Origin of the sequence: Bizionia saleffrena (assembly GCF_008086175.1) — a bacterium.
GTDB lineage: Bacteria > Bacteroidota > Bacteroidia > Flavobacteriales > Flavobacteriaceae > Bizionia > Bizionia saleffrena.
This window is the reverse complement of the sequence record NZ_VSKM01000011.1, coordinates 41,421-61,065: the sequence shown is the minus strand read 5'-3', so window position 1 is coordinate 61,065 and position 19,645 is coordinate 41,421. Positions and strand designations below refer to the sequence as shown.

Annotated in this window: 20 protein-coding genes; 13 read left to right on the top strand and 7 right to left on the bottom strand. The window is 36.6% G+C overall.

The window, feature by feature from the left end:
- Window positions 1-371: 371 nt before the first annotated feature.
- From ES676_RS11260 to ES676_RS11240, 5 genes are read right to left on the bottom strand one after another with little or no spacing between them, the layout of a single operon-like run.
- Window positions 372-1,214 carry a TPM domain-containing protein gene (locus ES676_RS11260; protein ID WP_148370432.1) on the bottom strand — a complete coding sequence of 281 codons (843 nt, stop codon included), beginning with the start codon at window positions 1,212-1,214 and terminating at the stop codon, window positions 372-374.
- A gap of 8 nt (window positions 1,215-1,222) precedes the next feature.
- Window positions 1,223-1,663 (bottom strand): TPM domain-containing protein, encoded by a 441-nt coding sequence (locus ES676_RS11255; protein WP_148370431.1) that lies wholly within the window; start codon window positions 1,661-1,663, stop codon window positions 1,223-1,225.
- Between the two features lie 3 nt (window positions 1,664-1,666).
- Window positions 1,667-2,266 (bottom strand): LemA family protein, encoded by a 600-nt coding sequence (locus ES676_RS11250; RefSeq protein WP_148370430.1) that lies wholly within the window; start codon window positions 2,264-2,266, stop codon window positions 1,667-1,669.
- A gap of 11 nt (window positions 2,267-2,277) precedes the next feature.
- Window positions 2,278-2,607 (bottom strand): MerR family transcriptional regulator, encoded by a 330-nt coding sequence (locus ES676_RS11245; RefSeq protein ID WP_148370429.1) that lies wholly within the window; start codon window positions 2,605-2,607, stop codon window positions 2,278-2,280.
- Window positions 2,607-3,578 carry a M23 family metallopeptidase gene (locus tag ES676_RS11240; RefSeq protein ID WP_148370428.1) on the bottom strand — a complete coding sequence of 324 codons (972 nt, stop codon included), beginning with the start codon at window positions 3,576-3,578 and terminating at the stop codon, window positions 2,607-2,609. Before ES676_RS11240 ends, ES676_RS11245 begins: the two co-directional genes overlap by 1 nt.
- Window positions 3,579-3,799: 221 nt before the next feature.
- On the opposite strand from ES676_RS11240, the gene alaS reads away from it, so the two are divergent.
- The 3 genes from alaS to ES676_RS11225 all read left to right on the top strand — a co-directional run bounded on the left by alaS (window position 3,800) and on the right by ES676_RS11225 (window position 8,392).
- A complete protein-coding gene (alaS, locus tag ES676_RS11235; protein WP_148370427.1) occupies window positions 3,800-6,415 on the top strand; it encodes an alanine--tRNA ligase in 2,616 nt (871 codons plus the stop codon).
- Window positions 6,416-6,433: 18 nt separating this feature from the next.
- Window positions 6,434-7,387, top strand: a complete 954-nt coding sequence (locus ES676_RS11230) for a GSCFA domain-containing protein (RefSeq protein WP_148370426.1) — start codon at window positions 6,434-6,436, stop codon at window positions 7,385-7,387.
- 378 nt (window positions 7,388-7,765) lie between these two features.
- The gene (locus tag ES676_RS11225) at window positions 7,766-8,392 is read left to right on the top strand and encodes a DUF4230 domain-containing protein (protein WP_148370425.1); all 627 of its coding nucleotides are present in this window, start codon (window positions 7,766-7,768) and stop codon (window positions 8,390-8,392) included.
- Here the strand turns inward: ES676_RS11225 and ES676_RS11220 are convergent.
- Together ES676_RS11220 and ES676_RS11215 are read right to left on the bottom strand one after the other, a co-directional pair.
- Window positions 8,387-8,692, bottom strand: coding sequence for a rhodanese-like domain-containing protein (locus ES676_RS11220; RefSeq protein WP_148370424.1), 306 nt, complete (start codon window positions 8,690-8,692; stop codon window positions 8,387-8,389). The genes ES676_RS11225 and ES676_RS11220 overlap by 6 nt on opposite strands.
- Window positions 8,693-8,701: 9 nt before the next feature.
- A complete protein-coding gene (locus tag ES676_RS11215) occupies window positions 8,702-10,453 on the bottom strand; it encodes an aromatic amino acid hydroxylase (RefSeq protein WP_148370463.1) in 1,752 nt (583 codons plus the stop codon).
- A gap of 116 nt (window positions 10,454-10,569) precedes the next feature.
- On the opposite strand from ES676_RS11215, the gene ES676_RS11210 reads away from it, so the two are divergent.
- From ES676_RS11210 to pcaF, 10 genes are all read left to right on the top strand, one after another.
- Window positions 10,570-11,139: a TetR/AcrR family transcriptional regulator gene (locus ES676_RS11210; protein WP_148370423.1), complete on the top strand. Its 570-nt coding sequence runs from the start codon at window positions 10,570-10,572 to the stop codon at window positions 11,137-11,139.
- Between the two features lie 80 nt (window positions 11,140-11,219).
- Window positions 11,220-12,293 carry a 1,2-phenylacetyl-CoA epoxidase subunit PaaE gene (paaE, locus tag ES676_RS11205; RefSeq protein ID WP_148370422.1) on the top strand — a complete coding sequence of 358 codons (1,074 nt, stop codon included), beginning with the start codon at window positions 11,220-11,222 and terminating at the stop codon, window positions 12,291-12,293.
- A 181-nt stretch (window positions 12,294-12,474) separates the two neighbouring features.
- Window positions 12,475-13,431 carry a 1,2-phenylacetyl-CoA epoxidase subunit PaaA gene (gene paaA, locus ES676_RS11200; RefSeq protein ID WP_148370421.1) on the top strand — a complete coding sequence of 319 codons (957 nt, stop codon included), beginning with the start codon at window positions 12,475-12,477 and terminating at the stop codon, window positions 13,429-13,431.
- 56 nt (window positions 13,432-13,487) lie between these two features.
- Entirely contained in the window at window positions 13,488-13,775 is a 288-nt protein-coding gene (gene paaB / locus ES676_RS11195; protein ID WP_148370420.1) for a 1,2-phenylacetyl-CoA epoxidase subunit PaaB, read from the top strand.
- Window positions 13,776-14,006: 231 nt separating this feature from the next.
- Entirely contained in the window at window positions 14,007-14,762 is a 756-nt protein-coding gene (gene paaC / locus ES676_RS11190) for a 1,2-phenylacetyl-CoA epoxidase subunit PaaC (RefSeq protein ID WP_148370419.1), read from the top strand.
- Window positions 14,763-14,962: 200 nt separating this feature from the next.
- The gene (paaD, locus tag ES676_RS11185) at window positions 14,963-15,460 is read left to right on the top strand and encodes a 1,2-phenylacetyl-CoA epoxidase subunit PaaD (RefSeq protein ID WP_148370418.1); all 498 of its coding nucleotides are present in this window, start codon (window positions 14,963-14,965) and stop codon (window positions 15,458-15,460) included.
- Between the two features lie 127 nt (window positions 15,461-15,587).
- Complete coding sequence (locus ES676_RS11180; protein ID WP_148370417.1) at window positions 15,588-16,370, top strand: enoyl-CoA hydratase-related protein; 783 nt, start codon at window positions 15,588-15,590, stop codon at window positions 16,368-16,370.
- A gap of 127 nt (window positions 16,371-16,497) precedes the next feature.
- Window positions 16,498-17,652: a 3-hydroxyacyl-CoA dehydrogenase NAD-binding domain-containing protein gene (locus tag ES676_RS11175; RefSeq protein ID WP_148370416.1), complete on the top strand. Its 1,155-nt coding sequence runs from the start codon at window positions 16,498-16,500 to the stop codon at window positions 17,650-17,652.
- A gap of 147 nt (window positions 17,653-17,799) precedes the next feature.
- Window positions 17,800-18,210, top strand: a complete 411-nt coding sequence (locus tag ES676_RS11170; protein ID WP_148370415.1) for a hotdog fold thioesterase — start codon at window positions 17,800-17,802, stop codon at window positions 18,208-18,210.
- A 144-nt stretch (window positions 18,211-18,354) separates the two neighbouring features.
- A complete protein-coding gene (gene pcaF / locus ES676_RS11165) occupies window positions 18,355-19,566 on the top strand; it encodes a 3-oxoadipyl-CoA thiolase (protein ID WP_148370414.1) in 1,212 nt (403 codons plus the stop codon).
- Window positions 19,567-19,645: the final 79 nt, after the last annotated feature.

Genomic DNA, 19,645 nt, shown 5'->3' with positions numbered 1-19,645 from the left:
GGTAACAAAAAGAATAATGCAGCGACAGTTAAGAATTTAATAGGACTATAGTATTAGCCTCTAAATCCATTCCAGTAATCTGAACGGTAAGATGCTAGGATTTAGTAACTCTACTTTAATGTTTTAAGAAAAGATTGCTCTAATGAAAATATATTATTAATTAAGGCCTCTAAAATTGAAACACTCGAAAGTCTTTTAGTATGGTAAGTTTGTCCGCAATTTGGACAGTGTTTTAATGTTATCTCATAAGAGATAAAGAGCATTTCCTATAATTTGTAATTGGCTTCGTTGCTAAAAGGCTAAATTTTATAGAGCTTTTATTACGCTAAAGAAGTTGAAATAGTGAAATTATTTCTAAAAGGCAATAAGTTTTACCAGCCGCCCGAAGCTCCACCACCACCAAAACCACCACCACCAAAACCGCCACCAAAGCCGCCTCCGCCACCAAGGCCTCCGCCGGAGCTACCACCGAATCCACCGCCGCCAAAGGCGCCGCGTCCAGCGCTGCTTAAAATAATAGCATCGAGAATACTAGGTCTGTTAGAATGGTTTCCACCGCCACCGCCTCTTTTATTTTTAGAAATAGAAGCTATGATGACAATAAATACAATGAATAAGAAAAACATTAAACCAACAGGGAATCCCTCTTTTGAGGCGGTTTCTCGCGTTCCAGTATACTCGCCTTGCATAACCTCAAAAATAGCATCGGCACCGCGGTTTAATCCGCCGTAATAATCGTTGCGTTTAAAGAAGGGTATAATATCTATTTCTATAATACGTCTGGACATTGCATCGGTCATTAAATGCTCTGTCCCTTTTCCTGTACTTATTCCTATTTTACGGTCGTCTCGTGCTAGTAAAATAAAAATTCCATTATCTTTTTTAGCATCTCCAATACCCCATTCTTGAGCCCAATTAGCGCCGAGATAATTAATATATTCGCCTTCAGTCGAGGCAATTATAGCAACCACGATTTGTGTTGATGTGCTATCAGAATATTTAATAAGTTTAGTTTCTAAAGTGCTTTTCTCATTTGGTGATAGTAAATCGGAATAGTCGTAAACACTCGTTTGTCCGCCGTCTTTTAAAGGGGGCTTTTCTGGAATGTCGAACTGTCCAAAAGTGAGTGAGATTGAACATAAAGCAAAGACTAAGAATAGTGCGCTTTTTTTCAATGATTTTAAATGAAATCTACGGGATAGAGAATCGAACATAGTGTTTTTTAACCTTTAGAAATAGAATCTGAGAGTTCGTTTTTATCGGTATCATCCCAAGGGAAATACCCTTGTAACTGCTCTCCTGCTTTTAAAATACCGTCGATTAAACCTTGTTTAAACTTACCATTCTTAAAATGTGTTTGTATACTGTATATGGTATCGTCCCAAAACGTTTCTGTAACGACAGCATTAATACCTTGGTCACCGTAAATCGCAAAGTTTCTATCGTCTACAGCAACATAAATTAGCACGCCGTTACGTTGTGCTGTGTTGTGCATTTTTAGTTCGGAAAACACTTCTAAAGCGCGATCTTCAATGGCGCCTTTAGAGGTCTTCTCTATATGTACTCTAATTTCTCCAGAGGTTTGTTTTTCTGCAACCCGAATAGCGGCTACAATTTCTTTTTCTTCACTTGGTGTTAAAAAAGCTTCAGTTGTATTTGGCATATTTTATTTAAAATCAAAATCTACGTCCGGAGCCTTCTCACTTCCTGCTTCAGCTTTGTAGTAATCCATTGGTTCGAAGTTAAAAATTCCCGCTAAAATAGAATTAGGGAAACGTTTAACATGCTTGTTATACGGTTCGATTGCTTCGTTAAAACGATCTCTCGCTACATTAATTCTATTTTCGGTTCCTTCTAATTGCGACTGTAATTCTAAAAAGTTTTGGTTAGCTTTAATATCGGGATAACGCTCTACAGTGACTAATAAGCGCGATAATGCACTACTTACTCCGCTTTGCGCTTGGTTAAATTTTTGCAATTGTTCTGGTGTAATATTCGAAGGGTCGATTGTTACTGAGGTTGCTTTAGAACGTGCATTAATAACAGCTTCTAAAGTGCTTTTCTCGAAATCTGCAGCACCTTGCACTGTTTTTATTAAACTCCCTATAAGGTCGTTTCTACGTTGGTAACTACTCTCTACATTACCCCAAGATTTGGTAGCCGATTCTTTTAAATCGATAGCTGTGTTATTAAAGTTTTTTCCCCAAGAATAGAATACTACAACAAGTACTCCTAAAATAATTACAGGGATAAGCCATTTTTTCATAATAGTTAGTTTTAAAGTTGGTTTTTTAGTTTAATAAGTTCGTTTTTTACACCTTCTAATTTACTAATTATTTCATAAGTCGAAAGTGTTTGTCTGCGTTCATCTTTTATGTGTGTTTTGGCACCTTCAAGCGTAAAACCTCTTTCTTTTACAAGATGATAAATAAATTTTAAATGCTCTATATCTTCGGGTGTAAACTTACGATTTCCTTTGGCATTTTTCTTTGGTTTTAACACATCAAATTCTTTCTCCCAAAACCGAATTAATGAGGTGTTCACCTTAAATGCTTTGGCTACTTCGCCAATGGCGTAATAGCGTTTTTCTGAGAGTTCTATATGCATTAATCTAAAGATTGATTTTCTAATGAAGCGTGCTCGAGAAGTTTATCAAACTCTTCGGCTGTTAAACTGCCATAATAAAAATGAATAGGGTTGATGCGTTCATCATCCTTAAAAATTTCATAGTGTAAGTGTGGGCCTTCAGAGCGACCAGTGCTGCCTACAAATCCAATAATATCGCCGCGTTGTACTTTCTGGTTCTTTCTTACATTGTACTTATACATATGCGCATACAAAGAGACGTATCCATAACCGTGATCTATTCTAATATGATTACCGTAACCTGTTGAGTTATTATCGGCTCTAATCACGACACCATCTCCAGACGCATAAATAGGAGTCCCTCGAGAGGCCGTGAAATCCATACCATAATGAAATTTTCTTGCTTTTGTAAAAGGATCAGTTCTATAACCATAACCTGAAGCTACGCGTGCTAAATCTTCGTTTTTTACCGGTTGAATAGCAGGAATAGTAGCCAGGAATTTTTCTTTTTCTTCGGCTAAAAGTACAATTTCGTCTAAAGACTTGGACTGCACTACAATCTGTTTTTGTAAGACATCTAAACGTTTACTTGTTTCTGTAATTATTTTAGAATTATCGTAACCTTGTAATTTCGAATATCGATTTACACCTCCAAAACCGGCTCTTCGCTGCTCTTCAGGGATGGGGTTAGCTTCAAAATATAATCTGTAAATATTATTATCTCTATCTTCTACGTTGGCGAGAACAGTTTCTGCGTCGTCCATTTTTTTATTCAGTAAATTAAACTGAATCTGCATATTACTTAATTCGCGTTTTAAGGCTTTTTCTTTGGGTGATTCTAAGTACTGACTTCCTATAAAAACAACCACAAAACCGAACAGTGCAGCGGCAAATAAAAAAAACAAGGCATACTTAATTGTACGTCTTTTTTTACGTTCTATTTTGCGATACGATAATGTATCTGAATCATAATAATATTTTACCTTACTCATTATCTAATTTATGCTATTTTTGCAATGCTAATCAATTAAAAAAAAGAGTTTAATTGATTAGTTAACGAACAAACCTACAAAAATATTATCGTAATATTTTTGATATTAGTATAATTGTAGGTAAGCTCCCTTGAAATTTAAGAGATAAATTTAAGGGATAAAAATTAAAAACAATTTACTGTTAATAGTAATTTAACAGAAGTAAGAATACTAGATACATTATGAAATCTCAAGACGTTCGCTCTACCTATTTACGTTTTTTCGAAGATAAAAAACACAGTATTGTGCCATCTGCACCAATGGTTTTAAAAGATGACCCTACCTTAATGTTTGTTAATTCGGGAATGGCGCCTTTTAAAGAATATTTTTTAGGAAATGCAAAACCAAAAAACACCCGCTTAACCGATTCGCAAAAATGTTTACGTGTTTCGGGTAAGCATAACGATTTAGAGGAAGTAGGTTACGATACCTACCACCATACGTTATTTGAAATGCTGGGGAATTGGAGTTTTGGTGATTATTTTAAAAAAGAAGCGATTGCGTGGGCTTGGGAGCTTTTAATAGACGTTTACAAAATAGATCCAGACATACTATATGTTACCGTTTTTGAAGGTAGCAACGATGGCGATGCTCTAGAAATGGACCAAGAGGCGTACGATTTATGGAAAGAAATTATTCCTGAAGACCGTATTTTAATGGGGGATAAAAAGGATAACTTCTGGGAAATGGGCGATCAAGGCCCTTGCGGCCCGTGTAGCGAAATTCACGTCGATATTCGTACCCCAGAAGAAAAAGTATTAGTTTCAGGTAAAGACCTTGTAAATCAAGATCATCCACAAGTGGTAGAAATCTGGAATTTGGTATTTATGCAATACAACCGTAAAGCCAATGGTTCTCTAGAGGTGTTACCAAATAAACATATCGATACAGGAATGGGATTCGAGCGTTTGTGTATGGTGTTACAAGACGTGAAATCTAATTACGATACCGATGTTTTTACGCCTATTATTCGTGAGATTGAAACTATTACTGATACAGAGTATGGTAAAGACGCGGAAATCGATATTGCAATTCGTGTAATTTCTGATCACGTTCGTGCTGTGGCGTTTTCTATTGCCGACGGGCAGTTACCTAGTAATACGGGGGCTGGTTATGTCATTCGTAGAATTTTACGTCGTGCTATACGTTACGGGTTTACCTTTTTAGATAAAAAAGAACCGTTTATCTACAGATTAGTAAGCGTTTTAAGTAAAAAAATGGGCGACGCGTTCCCCGAAATTAAAAGCCAAAGACAGTTAATAGAAAATGTAATAAAGGAAGAGGAAACGTCTTTTTTAAGAACGTTAGATCAAGGCTTAGTGTTGCTAGATAGAATTATTGAGACCACAAAAGGAAAGGAAGTTTCTGGAGATAAAGCGTTCCAATTATACGATACTTATGGTTTTCCGATAGATTTAACCGCTCTAATTTTATCTGAAAAAGGATTGGAATTAGACGAAAAAGGATTTAACGAAGAATTACAAAAACAAAAACAACGGTCGCGTGCTGCCAGTGAAATGTCTACCGAAGATTGGATCATTTTAATAGAAGATGCCGTTGAAGAATTTGTAGGATACGACCACTTAGAAGCCCAAGTTAAACTTACACGATACAGAAAAGTAACCTCTAAAAAAGAAGGAGAGATGTATCAGTTAGTGTTTAATTTAACCCCTTTTTATGCTGAAGGTGGTGGCCAAGTCGGTGATAAAGGATATTTAGAAGACGCCAAAGGTGATGTTGTTTATATTCTTGATACTAAAAAGGAAAATAACGTAATCATTCATTTTTCTAAAAATTTGCCTTCTAATTTAAACGCCGCGTTTACGGCGGCAGTAGATACAAAACAACGCTCTCGCACCGAATGTAATCACACAGCAACACACTTACTACATCAAGGTTTAAGAGAAGTTTTAGGCCTGCACGTAGAGCAAAAGGGGAGTGCAGTACACTCAAAATATTTACGCTTCGACTTTTCTCATTTTTCAAAAGTAACACCAGAGCAATTACGCGATGTTGAAGATTTTGTGAATGCAAGAATTGAAGGTAAATTGGATTTAGAAGAACACCGATCGGTACCAATGGAAAAAGCCTTGGAACAAGGGGCAGTAGCTTTGTTTGGTGAAAAATATGGCGATACAGTGCGTACTATTCGTTTCGGACAATCTATGGAGCTTTGTGGTGGGACACACGTAAAAAACACTGCCGATATTTGGCATTTTAAAATAGTATCAGAAGGTGCCGTCGCATCTGGAATAAGACGTATAGAAGCCATTACCAACGATGCGGTGAAAGACTTTTATTCTGAAAATAATCGTGCGTTTTTTGAAATGAAAGATTTGCTTAACAACGCCAAAAAGCCTGTAAAAGCTTTAGAATCTTTGAAAGATGAAAACACGGCGTTAAAAAAACAAATTGAAAGCTTACTAAAAGATAAAGCGAAGAATTTAAAAGGTGAATTAGCGAATGAACTTACAGAAATTAACGGGATTCAGTTCTTGGCAAAAAAAATAGATTTAGATGCCTCGGGAATTAAAGATGTTGCTTTTGAATTAGGAAGTAAACATAAAAATTTATTCTTATTATTCGCAACTGCCGAAGCGGATAAAGCGATGTTAACCTGTTATATTTCTAAGGAATTGGTTAAAGAACGCAACCTTAACGCGGGGCAAGTGGTTCGCGAATTAGGAAAGCTTATTCAAGGTGGTGGTGGTGGCCAGCCGTTCTTTGCAACTGCTGGAGGTAAAAACCCTGCAGGAATTGAGCAAGCGCTTTACCAAGCTAAAAACTATATTCAATAGCTATCATAAAATTAAAAAGTGAAACTTCAAACCCAAATACCAATACAAAAAGCCGATAATCCTATCGATTACGAGTCTAACGTTGTGCTATTTGGGTCTTGTTTTGCCGAAAATATTTCAGAGAAATTTAGTTATTTTAAATTTCAAAATACGTCCAATCCCTTCGGGATTTTATTTCATCCCAAAGCGATTGAAAATCTCATAGTTAACGCACTTCAGCAAAAAGTATATACAAAAGACGATGTTTTTTATTACAATGAACGTTGGCAATGCTACGATGCGCATTCAAAATTAAGTTGCACTTCGGAAGAAGGGGTATTAGCCACTTTAAATGCTAAATTGGAGTTAACCAATTATCAGCTTAAAAAAGCCTCTCATATTATAATCACGCTAGGAACGGCTTGGGTATATGCGTTAAAAGAAAGCAGTGTAATTGTCGCTAATTGTCATAAAGTGCCACAAAAGGAGTTTGAGAAGTGCTTATTAACCATCGCCGAAATCACTAAGAGTTTAGAAACTATTATTAGTAAGGTGAAGGCGATTAATCCTAAAGTTCAGTTTGTTTTTACCGTATCTCCCGTGCGCCATATAAAGGATGGTTTTATTGAAAATACATTAAGCAAATCGCACTTAATTGCTGCTATTCATCACCTTCTAAAAACGGAGTCTAACAGCGATAAAAGAGTCTCTTATTTCCCGTCTTTCGAAATTATGATAGACGAACTTCGAGATTACCGCTTTTATAATGAAGACCTTTTGCATCCTAATATGATGGCTGTGCATTATATTTGGGAGCAATTTCAATCCGCTTGGATTGTACCAAAAGCGACACCTATTATGAAAGAGATTGACGCGGTTCAAAAAGGACTCATTCACAAACCTTTTAACCCGTCCTCTCAAGCTCATTTAAAATTTCTTGAAGATTTACAGCGTAAAATAGCTCATTTACAGTCCTTAAACATTAATTTTTAATGCGTTTTATGAGACTTCGATGTTTATCAATTTAATTAGCAGTTTGTCGAATAATTATGGATTGTGCTATTATAAAGTGTACCTTTAAAAGGCTATTAATCAATTAGGAACATCAATACTTAGAGTTTTAATTACTTTTGTATTGATGTTTTTTTTATGTCTTTTTAGTTTTTCTTAATTATAGCCTTTCAACAACTTTTACTGCTGCTTATCGATTTTTTCGTGAGCGGAAATCATAATTTTGTATGTTTATATTGCTATTAATCATATTTATATTTAGGACATCAGTAACTTGCAAGTTTTTAATTGCTTCGTGTTGCTGATGTTTTTTTAGGTCTAATTTATAATGGAAGCTAGAAGTTTTCTTATCTTGGTTTTATGCGAAATTTAATTTTTGGCGTTGTTATAACGCTAGTAGTCGTGCTCACCTTTAAATATTGTGGCGACCAGAATGAAGATAAAATTATTTTAAAAGAACATTCTGCACTTATACAAGAGCAACTTAAAAATGTGGGCAAATTGGTGGTTACCGAAGGGTATTTTAGTCAGGTTTTTAATTACAACAAATCTGAAGCATTATTTGGGAACTTTATTAATGTTGAAAAGAAAGCACTCGTTGTTGTAAATGCAGAAGTTACGGTTGCGTACGATTTAAGCAAAATTGAATATAAAATAGATGAAGAAAATAAAACGCTGTACATTTTAAATATTCCCGAAGAAGAAATTAAAATCTATCCCGATTTTGAATATTATGATATTCAAGCCGATTTTTTAAGCCCGTTTGCAGCAAAAGATTATAACGCCATTAAAGATAAAGTAAATAGAGCTTTGATGAAAAAGATTGAAAATTCTGATTTAAAAGCGAATGCTAAAAACAGACTCATTAGCGAACTCTCTAAGTTTTATATTTTAACGCATTCTTTGGGCTGGACGTTGCAATACAACGAAACAATTATTGAAACGCCCGAAAAATTACAAGAAACGTTAAAGGATTTAAAATTATAATTTACTTTTTAAACCGAGCCAACCACCACCATTTGTAGCGCTAATATTATTTAAGTTTAAAAACTTTGCAGCTTTCGACGAGCGTACACCACTAGCACAACACGTAATTATAGGTTTGTTTAGAGCTTTTACTTCTTGGACGCGCGTATTTAACTCGTCTAAAGGAATATGCACCGAATTTGCGATGTGCCCATTATCCCACTCGCGCTGTGAGCGGACATCTAATATTACCGCGTTGTTATCCAGAAAAGCGTGTACTTCTCTTTTTTTTGCTCCAAAAATAAAATCTAAAAGTCCCATAGTGTTTTATTATTTTTTAATTAATGCTACCCCATCTTCAATTAAATGAGTGGCCTTAGGCTTAGCTAATTTAATCGTTTCTAAGTGCCCTATAATATTTTCTTTTAATTCTGCGGCTTCAGTTTTATGGAGAAGTTCGTACAATTCAATAGGTAATAGCCAATCTAATGGATGGTTGTCTTTAAGTGTGTTAAATACTGTTTTAATAGTATCTAAGCTAAATGAGTTTTTAGCTCTTAACGTTTTGATTGTAGAATATAAGCTTTCTAATTCTAAAACGGCAGCACTTTTCTCAATTTTCCTAGTTTCGGTAAGCGATACGTGGTAAAGATTATCGTAAGACCTATAATCTGCAGATCCTGCAAACGCAGAGACAATACGCGAGCCTACCGCAAGTCGGAAAATACCATCTTCGGGCGAAAATAAGACGCGCTCTTTATAGGTTACCGTGCAATCTTCAAATTCAATAAGAATCAGTTTTCCGTAGATATTTCTAATTCCTGTAATATTAAGCCCTTCAACTAAAATCCCACTTTCATATTCAAAAGCAATACGTTTTCCATCATAAAAGTTATACGCTTTTAAATCTCGTGGCCCCATATCTTCAATCGCTAAACTAATATCTTTTAATTTGCCTATAGGAGAACTAAAACCATTAGGGTTTCCTTCGGTACCCAAACCAATTAACTCTTTTTCGCGGTTGGCTAAAGCTGTAGGGCCTTCGGTTTTAAAAAACACGACGTTGTTGTCTTCATCGGTAATCATTTCGGTAAATATACCCGAAATTTGTAAGCCTGTATTCAATTCAATCGCGCCAATTTTCTTAGAGTCTATAAGTTTCTGCAACCCTCTAAAGCCTCCTTTTCTTAGGGCCATTGTATTCGAGAATTCTTCTAAAACTTGCATTAAATACGCGAAGTCTGGAGTAACGTATAGCTGCGGTTGTGGTTTTGTAATATCGAACTCTTGCTCGGCAGCAGCAATACTATAGCGTTTTTTCTTCACATTATCGGTCATACACCATGTGCTTTCTCCAATAGAAGATAGCAATCCTGCACCGTAAATTTTCGGATTTTCTAAGGAGCCAATCAATCCGTATTCTACAGTCCACCAATGTAAATTTCTAATTTGAGCCATTTCAGAAAGGGGCACCTTTTTATCCTGAAGTGTATTTACTAAATCTTCGGCTTCTTTAATCTCTTCTGCGCTAGACGTGGCAGCTTCCTTTAAAATAGAGAGTTTTCTCACTGCTTCGTACATATCATTGTCGTGAGACGACAAGATTGCTTTCGATCCAATTTCACCAAAACGTCTTAAATATTCTGCATAATCTGGGTTCGCAATAATAGGTGCGTGGCCTGCCGCTTCGTGAATAATATCTGGAGCTGGTGTGTACTCTATGTTTTCTAATTGGCGAATATCCGAGGCTATTACTAAAATTTTAAACGCCTGGAATTCCATAAATGCATTTGGAGGAATAAATCCATCGACAGCTACAGCAGCCCAACCAATATTCTTTAAAATCCTATTCATACCATACATACTTGGCACGTCGTCAATAGAAATCCCCGTCATTTCCAAACCTTTAAGATAAGATTCGTGAGCAATTTTACTTAAATACGACACGTTTTTACGCATTACATAGCGCCAAACCGCTTGGTTTATTGGCGAATAATCAGCGTAATTTTGTGGTTTAATAAATTGCTTTAAATGTGGCGGAAGTTTATCAATTAAGGGATTTGTTTTTATATTGCTGTCCATAACGGTTGTCAATTCTATCATTAAAGTAAGTACACAAAGTTATAAATTAATCTTACGCATAGATTAAGATTAACGTTTGATTATAATCTTAACAAAACAGAGTCATACCTTTTAAAATGAAGCCACAAAACCGAAAAGACGAAATTGTAAAAGCTGCAGCAAAACTATTTAAGAAAAAAGGATATAGTGCGGTAACAATGCGCGATTTAGCAACAGCATTGGGGATTAAAGCGGCTAGCTTATATAATCATATCAATTCCAAGCAAGAGCTTCTTAATACCATTATCATTTCTATAGCCGAAGAATTTACCAATGAAATGAATAGCATTAAAAATGCCGATACCGCTACCGCCCAGAAATTAACCGATATTGTCGAGTTACATATTAAAATAGCCAGCGAAAATACCTATGGTATGGCATCTTTAAATAACGATTGGATGCATCTTGAAGACCAACTAGAGTATTATTTAACCTTGAGAAATGGCTACGAAGAAGATTTTAGAAACATTATTAAAGCGGGCATAAAGCATAAAGAGATTGTAGATGAAAACCCAGAAATTATACTCTTCTCCCTCTTGTCTACTTTGCGCTCGTTATACCTTTGGATTCCTAAAAAAGAAGCATTAGATAAAAATAGCCTATCTAAAAGTCTAAGTCATATTTTAATTAAAGGTATTAACTCGTAAACATTAACAATTAGGTATTAAATAATTTTGTAAATTTGTGCTTAAACTAACAGGTGTTAGTTAAAATTAGTGAATACAATATGGCAGATTTTTACAACATAAAAGTTGCAGATATATATAAGGAGACGAAAGATACAGTGGTCATTACTTTCGATATTCCCGAAGATTTAAAAGAGACTTTTAAATTTAAACAAGGACAGCACTTAACTTTACGAAAAGAAATTAACGGAGAAGACATTCGTCGTAACTACTCTTTATGCTCAAGTCCGTTAGATAATCAATGGAAAGTTGCCGTAAAAACCATTCGCGGCGGCGTGTTTTCTAACTACGCCTTTAACACTTTAAAACAAGGCGACGCGCTACAATTAATGCCGCCTCACGGTGAGTTTTATATAGACTGCGATCCCGCAACGGCAAAAAACTATATTGCATTTGCTGCAGGAAGTGGCATTACACCAATGCTGTCAATTATAAAAACACACCTTGAAAGCGAGCCAAACAGTACATTTAAACTCTTCTATTTGAATAGAACCGTAAAATCCATTATCTTTAAGGAAGAGATCGAACAGCTTAAAAATGAGTATTTTGGAAGATTTCAAGTGTTTTATTTTTTAACTAAAGAGCAACGTGATATTCCGTTTTTAAATGGCCGTTTCGATAAAGAAAAGTTGGCTGTGTTAACCAAAACTTTTATCGATGTTCCAGATACAGATCATGCTTTTATTTGTGGTCCTCAGGATATGATTTTTCTAATTAGCGACGAGTTACAAGCTGCTGGATTACCGAAAGAAAAAATTCATTATGAACTGTTTTTCTCTGGTAGTAGCGAAGAAGAAAATAAACATATCGCCGAAGTTTTAGATAAAAAAGTAGAAGGCACTCAAGTTACAATTATAGATGGCGGAAAAGAATTTCATTTTATAATGGACGACGATTTCGATAACATCTTAGATGGTGCTTTGGCTGCAGGAGCCGATTTGCCATTCGCCTGCAAAGGAGGCGTATGTAGCACCTGCAAATGCCAAGTTAAAGAAGGTGCCGTAGAAATGAAAGTAAATTATGCCCTCGACGATAACGAAGTGGCGCAAAACTACATATTAAGCTGTCAAGCCGTACCAACAACAGATAAAGTGGTAGTCGATTTCGATGTATAAGACCTTAATTATAAGGCATCATAAACTCTAAAATAGTTTGTGATTTTTTTTAAAATAATAATTGGGGCGTTACCTTAAAGGGTCAGGCTTTTCGCTATATCTTTTTTGAGAAAAACAAAAAAGGATGTCGCCGCAATCCTTAACGCAATACCAAGATAATATTCACTAATACTATAATACAATGAGTGAAGAACAAATTAAAAACTTAGAAAAGCAATTCGAAGAGCGCATTGCTAGAGACGAAAAAATAGAACCTAAGGACTGGATGCCGGATAAATACCGTCAAACTCACATTAGGCAAATGTCGCAACACGCACATTCTGAAATTGTAGGTATGTTACCCGAAGGTAACTGGATTTCTCGAGCGCCAACATTGCGTCGTAAAGTCGCTTTGTTAGCGAAAGTACAAGACGAAGCTGGACACGGTTTATATTTATATTCCGCTTGCGAAACGTTAGGTATTTCTAGAGACGCATTATACGAGCAATTACACTCGGGTAAAGCAAAATACTCTTCAATATTTAATTACCCCACAGTAACTTGGGCAGATATGGGAGCCGTTGGTTGGTTAGTAGATGGTGCAGCCATTATTAATCAAGTACCTTTATGTAGTACATCCTTCGGGCCGTATGCTCGCGCAATGGTGCGTGTCTGTAAAGAGGAGAGTTTTCACCAACGCCAAGGTTACGAAATCATGCTAAAATTAACCCAAGGTACACCAGAACAAATAGATATGGCGCAAGATGCACTAAATCGCTGGTGGTGGCCTAGTTTAATGATGTTAGGTCCTACAGATGCCGAATCTGTGCATACCGAACAATCTATGAAATGGAAACTAAAAAGAAAATCTAACGACGACCTACGTCAGCAATTTATAGATCAAACCGTACCACAAGCCGAATTAATTGGTTTAACCATCCCCGATCCCGATTTAAAATGGAACGAAGAGCGTGGAAGTTATGATTTTGGAGAGATTAATTGGGACGAATTTTGGCAAGTAGTAAAAGGTCACGGTCCAATGAATAAAGAACGCATGAAAGCGCGAATTGACGCTTGGGAAGGTGGCGAATGGGTACGCGATGCAGCAATGGCTCACGCCGAGAAAAAAGCAGAACGTAAAATAAAACAAGCAATTTAAATTGTACGATGTCTTTAGCGCTGCTAAAAGAACATTACACAAATAAAAATATAATTATGTCAACAAAAAACTGGCCACTTTGGGAGGTCTTTGTACGCAGTAAAAACGGATTAGAACATCGTCACTTTGGAAGCCTTCACGCTGCCGATGCAGAAATGGCACTTGAGAATGCAAGAGATGTATACACGAGAAGAAATGAAGGGGTAAGTATTTGGGTTGTAGAATCTAAAGATATTACGGCTTCAAATCCAGAGCACAACGGCGAGTTATTCGAGCCTGCTCAAGATAAAGTATATCGTCACCCTACCTTTTACGATCTTCCAGACGACGTGAAATATATGTAATGTAAGCGTGCTTTAAATTACAATTCCCACGAAAATGGGAAACTCACGAATTAAATAAACGTTTTTAGAGGCAATCAAGATCTCGACTGCGCTGGACCAAACATCGAGAAAAAGTCTACTAAGAATTAAAGTGTCTCCGTTAGCGCAGTCGAGAGGTTGTAGTTTAATACTTTAAAATAGGAAGAGAAGTCTCATTCAATAAAAAGAATCCCACGGTCGTGGAAAGCAAATATGAAAAACGAAAACTTATATAATTATATTCTCGGTATCGCAGATAACTCCCTAATTCTAGGACAAAGATTAGGCGAGCTAACAGGGCACGGGCCAAGTTTAGAAACAGATATCGCGTGTACAAATATGTCCTTAGATTTATTTGGCCAAGTAAGAAGTTATTACCAATACGCAGCAAAACTAAAAGGCGGTGATGCGACCGAAGATACCATTGCTTTTCTTCGTAAAGAGCGCGATTATGTAAATGTACTATTAGTGGAGCAACCAGACAGAGATTTTGCTTACACAATGGCACGTCAGTTTTTGTTTGATGTGTACCACTTGTTATTTTTACAAGAGCTTCAAAAGAGTCATGATATTACCTTGACTGCAATCGCTAAAAAATCAATTAAAGAGGTAAGCTATCACCAACGTTTTTCAACAGATTGGATTAAACGCTTAGGAGACGGTACAACCGTGAGTCACGATAAAATGCAAGAAGCTATCGATTCATTATGGACCTACACCGACGAATTATTTCATCAAACGGCGGCCGATAAAGCAATGGTTGCTGAAGGAATTGGTGTCGATGTAACCGCACTCAAAGTTAAATACTATTCGCTAGTTAACGCTGTTTTAGAAGAAGCGACTCTAAAAATACCTGAATCGAAATGGTTTCAAAAAGGCGGTAAAAAAGGAATTCACACAGAACATTTCGGTTATATCTTAAGCAATATGCAGTACATGCAGCTTGCCTATCCAAATATGGAGTGGTAATTAATTTATAAAGCCTCTTTACATGCCGTCTAGAGGTCGTAGATTAAAGAAGAAGTGTAAATCGGAATGGTAACGAGGTCTTGACTGTTCTCGACTAAACAGTGAGAAAAAAGGGTATAGTAATAATAATGTGGCCTCCGGTACAGTCGAAAGATTATAGTTAAAATGAAAACGTAAAGAGATTATATCTTAAAATAAATATGACAACAGAACAAAATATCGACGAGATTTTAATTCCAATTTTAGAACACGTCTCAGATCCTGAAATTCCTGTTTTATCAATTATGGATATGGGAGTAGTGCGTTCTGCAGTCATAAAAAACAAAATAGTATACGTCGAAATTACACCAACATATAGTGGTTGCCCGGCTATGGACGTCATTGGAGACGATATAAAGACCGTACTAAAAGTAGCGGGATACGATTCTAGAATAGAATTGATTTTGGCTCCAGCTTGGACCACCGATTGGATTACGCCACGCGGCCGGAAAGCTTTAGAGGATTATGGTATAGCAGCGCCTTTGGGTGCAGAAGCAGACAAGGATGTATTGCTAAACGGAAAACGTATTGTAAAGTGTACGAATTGCGGATCTCAAAACACACGTTTAGTGAGTCAATTCGGTTCCACGGCATGTAAAGCACAATTTCAGTGCGACGATTGCCAAGAGCCTTTTGATTATTTTAAATGTTTAAAATAGTAATCTCGCGCAAGTAAAAACCTCATACCTCGTACAAAAAATAACAATTGATACGATTTTCATTTTTTTATTGAGTAGTGTTTCTTCTATAGAAGCACTCTTAATTTAAAACAAAAAAATATAAATTATGACAGAAAGCATTCAGCTTAAAATCGAAAATAAAGTAGCGACCATTACGCTAAACAGACCAGAAGTGTTTAACAGTATTAATCGTGAAATGGCCTTTTTATTTCAAGATACATTAGATGCTTGCGAAAAAAATGATGAGGTGCGAGCAATTGTTATCACTGGAAGTGGGAAAGCATTTGGGGCAGGTCAAGATTTAAAAGAAGTTACAGATCCTGATTTAAACCCTGGATTTAAAAAAATATTAGACGAGCATTACAACCCTATAATTACGCGTATTAGAAACATTAAAAAACCAATCGTTGCGGCAGTAAATGGTGTTGCCGCTGGTGCAGCAGCTAACATTGCATTGTCCTGCGACATTGTTGTAGCCCACGAAAAAGCAAGCTTTATACAAGCGTTTAGCTTAATCGGTTTAGTGCCAGATAGTGGAGGTACATTCTTTTTACCGCGATTAATTGGTTTTCAAAAAGCATCGGCTTTAGCAATGTTAGGCGATAAAATATCTGCCGAAGACGCCGATAAAATGGGAATGATTTACAAGGCTATTCCGGCGGAACAATTCGAAGAAGAAGTTTCTAAACTCGCTTTAAAATTAGCCAGTATGCCAACAAAAGCTTTAGGGTTTATAAAAGAATTGTTTAATAAATCGGTAACAAATTCTTTACAAGAACAATTAGCTTTAGAGTCTAAATTTCAAATTGAAGCCGCTCAAAGTGATGATTATGCAGAAGGTGTTGCTGCATTTATGGAAAAACGTAAACCAGAATTTAAAGGGAGATAAGTAGTAATATAATAGTTAAGCATCTCATAATAACAAAAAAGAATGTTTTAGAATACGGAATATAAGCACAACTAAGCGTGTGTGATTCAATTTTCTGTATTCAACATTCAAAATTAGATATTAATATATGAACGTAGGAATAATAGGAGCAGGAACAATGGGTTCCGGAATAGCGCAAGTCGCATCGACAGCAGGTTGTACTGTTAAATTATTTGATCTAAACCAATCTGCTTTAGATAAAGCCAAAGCCGCTTTAGAAAAAATATTAACACGTTTAATAGAAAAAGGACGCGTTGATGCCGACGAGAAAACGCGTATTCAATCTAATATCTCTTATGTTAATACTTTAAAAGAATTATCAGATTCTAATGTAACAATTGAAGCTATTGTTGAAAACATAGAGGTTAAAAAGAACGTGTTTATAGAACTTGAACGTTATGTTTCAGAGGACTGTATAATTGCTTCGAACACGTCAAGCTTGTCCATAGCCTCGATAGCGGCATCATTGCAAAAACCAGAACGTTGTGTTGGCATCCACTTTTTTAATCCAGCACCATTAATGAAGTTAGTTGAGGTTGTACCCGCTATTCAAACCTCAAAAGAAGTTTTAGAAAAAGCAAAGCAAACCCTATTAGATTGGAAAAAAGTTGTTGCGGTAGCGAAAGACACACCAGGATTTATTGTTAATAGAGTAGCGCGACCATTTTATGGCGAATCGTTGCGTATTTACGAAGAAGGAATTGCCGATTTTGCAACTATCGATTACAGTTTGAAAACCATCGGAAAGTTTAGAATGGGACCCTTCGAATTAATGGATTTTATAGGTAACGATGTTAATTATACCGTAACCGAAACAGTGTTTACAGCGTTCTATTTCGACCCAAGATACAAACCGTCGTTTACGCAAAAACGATTTGCCGAAGCAGGATATTTAGGAAGAAAATCAGGGAAAGGATTTTATGATTATTCAGAAGGCGCTTTAAACGCAGAACCGAAAGAAGATAAAGTTTTAGCACAAACAATTTTCGATCGCGTATTGGTAATGTTAATTAACGAAGCAGCAGATGCGCTGTTTTTAAATATCGCTTCGGCCGAAGATATTGATATAGCAATGACGAAAGGGGTGAACTATCCAAAAGGATTATTGGCTTGGGCAGATGAAAAAGGTATCAATTGGTGCGTTTCAAAATTAGATGCTTTATACAACGACTATCACGAAGATAGATACCGCTGCAGTCCATTGCTTAGAAGAATGAAAAATGAAAACAAAACATTCTTTTAAATACGTAGTTATTACGATTGCAACGTAGGAATTCTTAAAAAAAAAACTGGGACGATGTTTTAAGTGAAACAGAGGTTTCCTAGAGTGTAATCGAAGGACTGTTTTACTATAAAAAAATAACACCTAATCACTAATACCAAATAGCTAATGCCTACAAAAGGACACCTCATACCTAAAAATATGCTAAGTCTCGACTCCTATAGTACGTGGTTAGGAATAGAAATTCTAGACTCTGAAATAGGACGTTGCAAAGTCGCAATGACGATTAGAAAGGAAATGCTAAACAGTATGGGTAAAGCGCACGGCGGAATAAGTTATTCCCTAGCTGATACCGCTTTTGGTTTTGCCGCAAACACTCACGGAAAATTTGCTGTGTCTATAGAAACCAGTATTAATCATATTGAAGCATTGAACGAAGGCGATTATATTACGGCAGAATCTGTTATAGAATCCGTAAAAAATAAGCTAGGGTTTAATATTATAGAAGTAAAGCGAGGTGACGAATTAGTTGCTTTGTTTAAAGGCGTAGTGTATCGTACAAATAAAGACTGGGAATAAAATGTCTTGTAATACAAAGGTATAAAAGTCCTTAGATTAAAAATATAAAAATAGTATAATGGCAAGATGAGATAAAAGTTAACGAAGCAAATGAGGCTTCAAAAACCGTAATCTAACATCGGCAATTAAAAATAAAATAATAAAATGGAAGCATATATAATAGATGGTATAAGAACGCCAATAGGAAGTTACAAAGGAACACTTTCCGCTGTTCGTACAGACGATTTAGGCGCCTTGGTCATTTCAGAAATAGTAAAAAGAAATCCTAGTATTCCAAAAGAAGCTTACGACGATGTTATAATGGGTTGCGCCAATCAGGCGGGAGAAGACAACCGTAACGTGGCGAGAATGTCGTCATTATTAGCAGGATTACCAGTTACAGTCCCAGGAGAAACCGTAAACCGTTTATGTGCCTCAGGATTGTCGGCAATTATTCACGCTAATCGAGCTATTAAAGCAGGAGATGGCGATGTGTTTATTTCTGGAGGAGTTGAGAATATGACGCGTGGGCCCTACGTAATGGCAAAACCATCATCAGCATTTGGAGGCGATTCTAAACTGTACGATTCTACTTTCGGATGGCGTTTTATCAATCCTAAAATGCAACAGCAATACGGTACAGACGGTATGGGGAATACGGCAGAAAACCTTGTCGAAAAATTCAATATCTCGCGAGAAGATCAAGATATTTTTGCTTATTGGAGTCAGACAAAAGCGACTAAAGCGCAAGAAAATGGCCGTTTAGCAAAAGAAATTATAACCGTCGAAATTCCGCAACGTAAAAAAGATCCTATTAAATTTTCAAAAGATGAGTTTGTAAAACCAACGACCTCTTTAGACATATTAGGAAAACTTCGCCCAGCATTTAAAAAAGAAGGAGGAAGCGTAACAGCAGGAAATTCTTCAGGATTAAACGACGGTGCAGTAGCGACCATTATCGCTTCAGAAGACGCTGTAAAAAAATACAATTTAAAACCACTAGCGCGCATCGTTAGTTCGGCAGTTGTCGGTGTCGCGCCAAGAATTATGGGAATTGGCCCAGTCGAAGCTTCAAATAAAGCCTTAGCAAAAGCCGGGTTGACTATGGACGATATCGATATCATCGAACTTAACGAAGCCTTTGCTGCTCAAGCTTTAGCGTGCACACGTGCTTGGGGATTGGCAGATAACGATCCACGATTAAATCCAAACGGAGGTGCTATAGCCATTGGTCACCCGCTTGGCGTTACGGGTGCAAGACTTGCCTTTTCGGCCGCTATAGAACTGAAAGAACAGAGCAAGCGTTACGCCTTAATTACAATGTGTGTTGGGGTTGGTCAAGGTTACGCCGCCATTATTGAAAACGTAAGCAAGTAGCATTTGGGCGTTACCACAAGGGTCGCGCTTGCACTACTCGCTTCCAGACACAAAAAGTCTGGAGAGCTCAAAACACACC